This window comes from Pseudomonas sp. R62, from assembly GCF_000257605.1.
In the GTDB taxonomy this organism is placed as follows: Bacteria; Pseudomonadota; Gammaproteobacteria; order Pseudomonadales; family Pseudomonadaceae; genus Aquipseudomonas; species Aquipseudomonas atacamensis.
The window spans coordinates 1718057-1727803 of sequence record NZ_JH635998.1 but is presented as its reverse complement, the minus strand read 5'-3'; the positions used below and the strand labels follow the sequence as shown (position 1 = coordinate 1727803).

Genomic DNA, 9747 nt, shown 5'->3' with positions numbered 1-9747 from the left:
GGTCAGTCGTGATCCTCAAGGTATTGCAGCGCCATCCGCTCTGTCGCCACCTTCACTGGCGGCAGCAAATGCGGCGCCACCAGCATCATGATCTGATAAACCACCAACCTGACCTCTCCCTCACGATCAATAATCCGCTGGTAATCCAGCGAGAACAGCAGCGTCATGGTCACCTGCTCGACCAGTTGCCCCAGCGCCTGGGTATCGCTGACCAGTTGCCCCGAAGCCTTCAAGCGCGCCAGCAACGACGCTAGCGTCCGCTTCAGCGCATTGAGCAGATTGCGAATTCCCTTGGCCAGCTTCGGCAGGCGCCCGGCGAGGTTCGACAGGTCCTGGAACAGGAACCGGTATTGCGCCAATCGCTCGACGATCAAATGCAGAAACAGCCAGTAATCCTCCGGTGCAAGCTCCACGTTCGGCGGCGGGTCGAGTAGGGGTGCGAGTTCGTGCTGGAAGCGTTCGAACAGACCGAGAATCAGCGGTTCCTTGCCGTGGAAGTGGTAGTAGAGATTGCCCGGGCTGATCCCCATTTCGTTGGCCACCTCCATGGTGGAAACGTTCGGCTCACCCTTTTCGTTGAACAGTTGCAGTGCACATTCGAGAATCCGGTCGCGGGTTTTCATCCAGTCTTCTTAGAAAATTTCGGTTGAGCGTCAGCGCACATGCACATAGGTGCCGGGTGCCGCTTCCATCGGTGGATAGTTCGGATTGCCGAGGGTGGTGCGAGTTTCATTCAGGGCGCCGGAGCGCTGCGCGACCCATTCCAGCCACTGTGGCCACCAGCTGCCGTCGACGTGTTTGGCATCGTAGTACCAGGCACGCGGGTCGCTGCTCAGTTTGGCGTTCTCGACGTAGGCAGCTTTCGGGTTGCTCGGCGGGTTGAGGATGCTCTGCACGTGGCCGCTGTTGGACAGCACGAAACGTCGCTCGCCACCGAGCAGCAGGGTCGAGCGATACACCGCGTCCCACGGCGTGATGTGGTCGTTCATGCCGGCGACGCTGAAGCTGTCGACATTGACCTTCTGCAGGTCGATCGGCGTACCGCACACCTCGAGACCGCCAGCGTGGATCAGCGGGTTGTGCTTGAAGAAGTCCAGCAGATCGCCGTGCAGCGCCGCCGGCAGGCGCGTGTTGTCATTGTTCCAGTAGAGAATGTCGAAGGCTGGCGGCTCCTTGCCCAGCAGGTAGTTGTTGACGAAATAGCTCCAGATCAAATCGTTGGGGCGCATCCAGGCGAAGACCTTGGCCATGTCGCGACCGTCGAGCACGCCTCGCTGGTACGAGCGACGTTTGGCCGCTTCCAGTGTTTGCTCGTCGGCGAACAGCGTGGCCGGGGTTTCGATCTGGCTGTCGAGGAGACTGACCAGGTACGTCGCGCTGGCGACCCGGCGCAGTTGCCGTTTGGCCTGCAAATGCCCTTGCAGGGCGGCGATGGTCAGGCCGCCGGCGCAGGCGCCCATCAGGTTGACTTCGCGGGCGCCGGTAATCGCCCGGCAGATGTTCATCGCTTCTTCGACCGCTTCGACGTAACTCGACAGGCCCCACTCGCGATGGCGCACATCAGGATTGCGCCAACTGATCATGAAGGTCTGCAGGCTGTTTTTCAGGGCGTACTGGACGAAGCTGTTCTGCGGGCTTAGGTCGAAGATGTAGTACTTGTTGATTTGCGGCGGCACCACCAGCAGCGGCTTGGCGTACTGCTTTTCGCTCATCGATTTGTACTGGATCAGCTCGAACATTTCATTGCGAAAGACCACCGATCCGCTGGTGGTCGCCACGGTTTTGCCGACCTCGAACGCCTGCCTGGTCACTTGCCGGGGCAGGCCGTCGTTGTGCAGCAGATCATCAAACAAATGGCTCAGGCCACGCACCAGACTCTGCCCGCCGGAATTGAACAGCTCCTTGACCGCCAGCGGATTGAGCAGGGTGTTGGAGGGCGCTACGGCGTCATTGAGCAGGGTGAAAGCGAAGTGCGCACGGGCACGATCTTCAGGGCTCATGTCGCCTTCATCGATCCAGCTCTTGACCTGTTTCTGCCAGGCCAGATACGCCTGCAGGCTGCGCCGGTAGAACGGGTTGAGGCTCCACGCCGGATCGGCGAAGCGGCTGTCTTGCGGATTGGTCGGGTGCAGGGTTTCGCCGAGCAGCACGCGGCCCAACTGTCCGCCAAGCTTCAGCGCATGCTTTGCGCTGTGCAACGGATTGCGCAAGCCGTGGGCGGCGACGCTGCGCAGGGTCGACAGCAGATCCCTGCCGCGCAGACCGGCGATCGCACTCTGGGCGTTGATAAACACGGCGGGGCTGGGCACCACGCCCGTCGCTGGTTTTTCGCGCATGACTCAACACTCCTTCGTCTTCAGGGCAAAAACACACTCACCGAACCAGAACACCATAGACGCTGTTACCGGTTGCTGCCTGCGCGGCGTCCTGCCGCGCGCTTGATTTGAAAATTGCTGCATAAAGCAGGCCGCCGCGATCAGCCGCCGAGCGGGGTCGGATGCGGGTGCATGACTGCGCGCAGACGCTCCTCTTCGAGAAACTTCATGATGATCGGCGCCACCGCTTCGGCGCGGGTAATCAGGAACAGATGGCCGTCATCGATGATGTGCAACTGCGCATTGGGAATGCGCCAGGCGAGCATGCGCATGTTGATCAGCGGGATCAGTGGGTCGTCATCGCCGGCCAGCACCAGCGTCGGCTGATGGATCTTGTGCAGCCAGTGGATGCTGGTCCAGCCGAGGCCGGCGAACAGCTGCCAGTAGTAACCGAGCTTGCCCGCCGAGCGCACTTTCGCCGCATGGCTGGCGGCCAGCGTCGGATCGCGGCGGAACGAGCCGCCGTAGATCATCGGCGCGATGCGAATCACATGGGATGGCTGAATGTAGCGGCGCGGGCTGGCCATCATCCACAGTACTTTCGGTTTGCCCGGGACCATCACCGCACCGGCCGCGGTCGCCGCCAGTACCAGTTTCTTGCAGCGCTCGGGGTAGTCGTAGGCAAACTGCTGCGCCAGGGCGCCGCCCCACGACACGCCGATCACATTGACCTGACCGTAGTCGAGATAGTCGAGCATCCGCGCCGTCAGTTTGGCCAGGCCGGGGAAGCGATACGGTCGGTTCGGCGTCGACGACCCACCGACCCCGGGCACGTCGAAGGCGATCACTTCCAGATCCGGGTCGAGCGCTGCGACAAACGGAAACACCAGCTCCAGGTTGGCGCCGATGCCGTTGAAAATCAGCAGAGGCGTCAAATGAGGCTTGCCGGGACGCACCGCCGTGCGGAGGGTCTGGCCATCCAGATCGACGGTGCGGAATATGAACGGTTGCGGCATGCGTGAGGCCCTGTAGATTTCAAGTCCACCCGTATTCCTGTAGGAGCGGGCCTTGTGGTGAGGGGATTTATCCCCGTTGGGTTGCGAAGCGACCCCGAATCCTGAAACCGCGATTTGTCAGACTGATCGCGGCTAGTCGATTCACGACTGCTTCGCAGCCGAACGGGGATAAATCCCCTCGCCACGAGGCCCTCTCCCACAATGGGTGGTGTCAGTTAACGCTCGTGAACGTAAGTGCCCGGCGAAGCCTCGCCTGCCGGGTACGCTTTGTTGCCCAGTTTCGTCGGGGCTTTTTTCAGGTTGCCCGAGCGTTCGGCCAGCCATGCCTGCCAGTACAGCCACCAGGAATCGGTGTGCTTGGTCGAATTTTCCTGCCAGTCATCGGCAGTCGCCGCCATCTCTTCGCTGGTCATGTAACGCGATTTCGGATTGCCCGGCGGGTTGAGGATGCTCTGGATATGGCCGCTGCTCGACAGCACGAATTCGACTTTGCCGCCGAACAGCTGCGCCGACTTGTAGCAGGACTTCCACGGCGTGATGTGATCGTTGGTGCCGGCCAGCGAGAAGATGTCGGCGGTGACCTGCTTGAGGTCGATCGGCGTGCCGCACACTTCCAGTGCATTGGCGCGGATCAGTGGATTGTTTTTGAACATCTCGATCAGGTCGCCGTGGAACGCAGCGGGCAGGCGGGTGGTGTCGTTGTTCCAGAACAGGATGTCGAACACCGGCGGCTCGTTGCCGAGCAGGTAGTTGTTGACCCAGTAGTTCCAGATCAGATCGTTGGGGCGCATCCAGGCGAAGACCTTGGCCATGTCTTTGCCTTCGAGCACGCCGGCCTGGTAGGAGTGGCGCTTGGCGGTCTCCAGGGTCTGCTCATCGACGAACAGGGCGACATCGCTGTCCAGAGTGGTGTCGAGCACGCTGACCAGCAGGGTGAGGGCGTTGACCTTGTTCTGGCCGAGCGCGGCGTAGTGGCCGAGCAGGGCGGTGCAGGTGATGCCGCCGGAGCAGGCGCCGAGCATGTTGACGTCTTTGCTGCCGGTGATCGCCGTGACTACGTCGACGGCTTCTTTCAGCGCTTCGATGTAGGTCGACAGGCCCCACTCGCGCTGGGCTTTGGTCGGGTTGCGCCAGCTGATGATGAAGGTCGGCACGTTGTTGCGCAGGCAGAAGCGCGCCAGGCTCTTGTCCGGGCTCAAGTCGAAAACGTAGAACTTGTTGATCTGCGGCGGCACTACCAGCAGCGGGCGCTCGTGGACCTGCTCGGTGATCGGCCGGTACTGGATCAGCTCCAGCACATCATTGCGGAACACCACCGCGCCTTCGGTGACGCCGAGGCTCTTGCCGACTTCAAACGCGCCCATATTGACCTGGCTCGGCATGCCGCCGTTGTGCACAAGATCCTTGGCCAGATGCGAGAGGCCATCGAGCAGGCTTTTGCCGCCGGTTTCGAAAAAGCGTTTGACCGCCGCAGGATTGGCCGCCGTGTTGGTCGGCGCCATGGCTTCGGTCATCAGGTTGATGACGAAATGCCCGCGAGCGATGTCCTTGGGGGACAGGCTGCTGTCATCGATCCAGGCATGCAGTTCCTTGCGCCAGGCCAGGTAGGTTTGCAGATAACGTTTGTACAGCGGGTTCTGGCTCCACGCCGGGTCGGCAAAGCGGCGGTCATCACCGGCCGGTTGCAGCGCGGATTTACCCAGCAGCACGTTTTTCAGTTCGAGCCCGAAATGGGTCACGTGCCTGACGCTGTGAATCGGTTGTCTGATGGCCTGTTTCAGCACCATTCGAGAAGAGGCCAGCAGATCCTTTCCGCGCAGCCCGACGACGGGGTTAAGCCCCAGAGTGTTTTCCGAGGCTTGGTACTTCAGGTCATCGTTATTCTTGTCACTCATCTACGACGCTCCATTGTCCTGAGACGAGTACCCGGTTTCACGCTGTCGCTTCCACAGCCAATGCCGGGTACTACTGCTCGGGTGACCGTTGATTCTGCATAGCTGCTTTACAGTCGTAGAGCACTGCAGGGAACTTGCCAGCTCCATTGGTTACCCGAGTTTAATTTTTTTCGCAAGCGGCCGATCCGGGGCCGTATGCGCGGAGCATTCAAACAGATGAAGTTAGAAAATGCCCTCTAAAGAGCGAGAGCCACGGCCTAGAGCATCAGCTTGACGAACGACTCGTTCGGATCGCGGGATTTTCCGGCAGCGCGCAGCTCGGCAAGATAATCGTCCCAGAGTTCGTTCTGGCGCTTGCCGAGTTCGTAGAGGTATTCCCAGGTGAACAGGCCGCTGTCGTGACCGTCGTCGAAGGTCAGTTTCAGTGCATAGTTGCCAGCCGGTTCCAGCTTGCTCAGACCCACGTTGAGCTTGCCGAATTGCAGGATCGGTTTGCCGTGGCCCTGGACCTCGGCGGAGGGAGAGTGCACGCGCAGAAACTCGGCGGGCAGAGTGTATTCCTCGCCGGACGCGTAAGTGAGCGTCAGGGTTTTCGAGGCTTTGTGCAGTTTGATGTCGGTGGGAATCATGAAAAACAGCCTTCAGCTGCAAGCTACAAGTTGCAAGCTTAACTCAGCTTGCCGCTTGTAGCTTGTAGCTTGCCGCTCTACAGAATGTAGCGGGACAGATCTTCGTTCTGCGCCAATTCGCCGAGGTGGCTGTTGACGTAGTCGGCGTCGATCAGAATCGCCTTGTCATCATGGGCGCTGGCGAGGTCGCCGGCGCTGAACGACACCTCTTCGAGCAGACGCTCAAGCAGGGTGTGCAGGCGACGGGCACCGATGTTCTCGGTCTTCTCGTTGACCTGCCAGGCGATCTCCGCCAGACGCTTGATGCCCTCGGGCTGGAACTGGATGTTCAGGCCTTCGGTCTTCAGCAGCGCGCAGTATTGCTCGGTGAGCGAGGCGTGCGGTTCGCTGAGGATGCGTTCGAAGTCTTCCGGGCTCAGCGCCTTGAGCTCGACGCGGATCGGCAGACGGCCTTGCAGCTCCGGCACCAGATCGCTTGGCTTGCTCAGGTGGAACGCACCGGAAGCGATGAACAGGATGTGGTCAGTCTTGACCATGCCCAGCTTGGTGTTGACGGTGCAGCCCTCGATCAGCGGCAGCAGGTCGCGCTGTACGCCTTCGCGGGAAACATCGGCGCCGCCGACATTGCCGCGCTTGGCGACCTTGTCGATCTCGTCGATGAAGACGATACCGTGCTGTTCGACCGCTTCCAGCGCCTTGGCCTTCAGCTCTTCTTCGTTGACCAGACGCCCGGCTTCTTCATCGCGCACCAGTTTCAGCGCTTCCTTGACCTTGAGCTTGCGCGACTTCTTCTTGCCCTTGCCCATGTTGGCAAACAGCGATTGCAGCTGGTTGGTCATCTCTTCCATGCCTGGCGGCGTGGCGATTTCGATGCCGGAGACTTCGGCGACTTCGATCTCGATTTCCTTGTCGTCCAGCTGGCCTTCGCGCAGGCGCTTGCGGAACAGCTGACGCGTATTGGAATCGGAGCTCGGCGCTTCTTCGTTGCTGAAGCCCATGCGTGCCGGCGGCAGCAGCGCGTCGAGGATGCGATCCTCGGCGGCGTCTTCGGCGCGGTGGCGTACGCGGGTCATTTCCTGTTCGCGGAGCATCTTGATCGCGGCATCGGCCAGATCACGGATGATCGACTCGACGTCACGGCCGACATAACCGACTTCGGTGAATTTGGTCGCTTCGACCTTGATGAACGGCGCATTGGCCAGTTTCGCCAGGCGACGGGCGATCTCGGTTTTACCGACACCGGTCGGGCCGATCATCAGGATGTTCTTCGGGGTCACCTCAACGCGCAGCTCTTCAGGCAGCTGCATGCGGCGCCAGCGGTTGCGCAGGGCAATCGCGACGGCGCGCTTGGCATCGTCCTGGCCGATGATATGGCGGTTGAGTTCGTGGACGATTTCGCGGGGAGTCATGGACATAGTAATTGACGGTCCTCAAGCAGAAACAAGCCGTGGCACATGGGCCGCAACAGGCTTATTCAGCGAGATCCTGCTCCTCAATGGTCTGGGTGTGGTTGGTGAATACGCAGATGTCGCCAGCGATGCCGAGAGCGGTTTCGACGATCTCGCGCGCTGACAAGTCGGTCTTTTTCAGCAGGGCGCTGGCGGCGGCTTGCGCGTAGGCGCCGCCGGAACCCATGGCGATCAGGCCATCTTCGGGTTCGACCACGTCACCGTTGCCGGTGATGATCAGCGAGGCGTCCTTGTTGGCGACCGCGAGCATCGCTTCGAGGCGGCTCAGGGAGCGGTCGGTGCGCCATTCCTTGGCGAGTTCGACGGCGGCGCGGATCAGGTGGCCCTGATGTTTTTCGAGCTGGCCTTCGAAACGTTCGAACAGGGTGAAGGCGTCGGCGGTGGCACCGGCGAAACCGGCGATGACCTGGCCGTGGTACAGGCGACGGACCTTTTTGGCGTTGCCTTTCATCACGGTGTTGCCGAGAGAAACCTGGCCGTCGCCGCCCATGACGACTTTGCCGTGGCGGCGGACTGAAACGATGGTGGTCAAGGGAAGAGTCTCCACGCAGCGGGGCGAAAATGCCTTATGCCCATTCATATGGGGGTGCTGGAGGGGATTTCAACCGGCAGGGGCGATGGGAGACGAATGGTGTGTGATGACTGTGGCGAGGGGATTTATCCCCGTTCGGCTGCGAAGCAGTCGCGAAACCATCATTTGCGGTATGCCTGCGGCACTGCAATGGCTGGTTTCAGGGCTGCTTCGCAGCCCCGCGGGGATAAATCCCCTCACCACAAAGTTTGAAGGTCACCTGCAAGTTGCAGCTGACCTCTGAGAGCCTTAGCGGCTCTGGCGTTGTTGTAACAACAGGTTGCTGAAGCCGGCACCAGCCAGTTGTTTCTGCGCCGTGGTCAGTTGTTCACGGTTGCTGAACGGGCCGACCAAGACGCGGTACCAGGTTTCATCCTTGACCGTACCGGACTCCACCGCGACGGCTTGGCCGAGCAGAATGATCTGCGCACGCACCTTGTCAGCATCGGTTTCCTTGCGGAACGAACCGGCCTGGAGGAAGAACTTGGTCACTGGCGCGGCCTTGCTCACGGGTGGCGCTGGCGGCGGCGTGATCCCGGCAAGAGCCGCTTGAGCCCGTGCGGTGTCGATCTTCGCCGCTTCGGCCGGGGTTACCGGCGTGGTCGGGATGGCCGGCACTTGCGGCGTCGGCAGGGTCTTTTCCGGTACCGCGTCCGGCGGCACGATCACTTCCGATTCCGGCAGCAAGGTGTAGAAGTCGTACTTCGGCTTCACCGGTTGCGTCGGGCTCGGCGGGGTCTTGTTGGCCTCGGCAATCTTCGACGCTTTCTGCTGTTGCTCGACTTTCTCGCGCTTGACCGTGTCGCTGCCCTTGCCCGGTTCCAGTTTCATCAGAAACACGATGAACGCGCCGACGGTCAGGCCGATGGCCATCCACAGCCAGCCCGGAATCGGTTGTTTCGCCGGGGCCTGATAGCGGCTGGCGCCGCGTTTGGGTGCAGGTTTTTTCTTGGCAGCCAACTTACATACGCTCCAGAGTTTCCAGACCCAACAGCTCCAGGCCTTGCTTGAGGGTGCGACCGGTCAGTGCGGCCAGACGCAGACGGCTCTGCATCTGCGCCGGGGTGTCGGCGGCGAGGATCGGGCAGTTCTCGTAGAAGCTGGAGAACAGGCCGGCGACGTCGTACAGGTAGGTGCAGAGAATATGCGGCGTGCCTTTTTCAGCGACGTTGTTCAGCACTTCGCCGAACTGCGCCAGCTTCGCCGCCAGCTCCTGCTCGTGCGCCGCTTCGAGGACGATCTGGCCGTCGACTTCGCTGAAGTCCTTGCCCAGTTTACGGAACACACCGGCCACGCGGGTGTAGGCGTACAGCAGATACGGCGCGGTGTTGCCTTCGAAATTGAGCATCAGGTCGAAGTTGAAGCTGTAGTCGCTGGTGCGGTGCTTGGACAGGTCGGCGTATTTCACCGCGCCGATGCCAACAACCTTGGCGATGTTGCGCAACTCGTCTTCGGCCAGGGTCGGGTTCTTCTCTTTCACCAGGTTGTAGGCACGTTCCTGGGCTTCGGTCAGCAGGTCGATCAGCTTCACGGTGCCGCCATCACGGGTCTTGAACGGACGGCCATCGGCGCCGTTCATGGTACCGAAACCCATGTGTTCCATTTCCATCGGATGGGTGACGAAACCGGCCTTGCGCGCCACCGCGAAGACCTGCTGAAAGTGCAGGGCCTGGCGCTGGTCGACGAAATACAGCGCGCGATCAGCCTTGAGCTTGCCGCTGCGGTAGCGCACGGCCGCCAGGTCAGTGGTGGCGTACAGGTAACCGCCATCGGCCTTGACGATGATCACCGGCAGCGGATCGCCATCGGCGTTCTTGAACTCGTCGAGGAACACGCACTGGGCGCCGTTGCT

9 protein-coding genes are annotated in these 9747 nt (G+C 61.1%); all 9 read right to left on the bottom strand.

What is annotated here, in order from left to right:
• Positions 1-2: 2 nt before the first annotated feature.
• Entirely contained in the window at positions 3-623 is a 621-nt protein-coding gene (locus tag OQK_RS08925; RefSeq protein WP_016772065.1) for a TetR/AcrR family transcriptional regulator, read from the bottom strand.
• A 30-nt stretch (positions 624-653) separates the two neighbouring features.
• Entirely contained in the window at positions 654-2336 is a 1683-nt protein-coding gene (gene phaC / locus OQK_RS08920) for a class II poly(R)-hydroxyalkanoic acid synthase (RefSeq protein ID WP_016772064.1), read from the bottom strand.
• 140 nt (positions 2337-2476) lie between these two features.
• Complete coding sequence (gene phaZ, locus OQK_RS08915; RefSeq protein WP_016772063.1) at positions 2477-3331, bottom strand: poly(3-hydroxyalkanoate) depolymerase; 855 nt, start codon at positions 3329-3331, stop codon at positions 2477-2479.
• A 215-nt stretch (positions 3332-3546) separates the two neighbouring features.
• A complete protein-coding gene (gene phaC / locus OQK_RS08910; RefSeq protein WP_016772062.1) occupies positions 3547-5226 on the bottom strand; it encodes a class II poly(R)-hydroxyalkanoic acid synthase in 1680 nt (559 codons plus the stop codon).
• Between the two features lie 257 nt (positions 5227-5483).
• Complete coding sequence (locus tag OQK_RS08905) at positions 5484-5855, bottom strand: gamma-butyrobetaine hydroxylase-like domain-containing protein (RefSeq protein ID WP_016772061.1); 372 nt, start codon at positions 5853-5855, stop codon at positions 5484-5486.
• Between the two features lie 77 nt (positions 5856-5932).
• Positions 5933-7270, bottom strand: a complete 1338-nt coding sequence (hslU, locus tag OQK_RS08900; RefSeq protein WP_016772060.1) for an ATP-dependent protease ATPase subunit HslU — start codon at positions 7268-7270, stop codon at positions 5933-5935.
• A gap of 55 nt (positions 7271-7325) precedes the next feature.
• Entirely contained in the window at positions 7326-7856 is a 531-nt protein-coding gene (gene hslV, locus OQK_RS08895) for an ATP-dependent protease subunit HslV (protein WP_007968352.1), read from the bottom strand.
• 288 nt (positions 7857-8144) lie between these two features.
• Positions 8145-8855 carry an SPOR domain-containing protein gene (locus OQK_RS08890; protein ID WP_016772059.1) on the bottom strand — a complete coding sequence of 237 codons (711 nt, stop codon included), beginning with the start codon at positions 8853-8855 and terminating at the stop codon, positions 8145-8147.
• Position 8856: 1 nt separating this feature from the next.
• On the bottom strand, positions 8857-9747 hold an 891-nt coding region (gene argS, locus OQK_RS08885), incomplete at its 5' end, for an arginine--tRNA ligase (protein WP_016772058.1).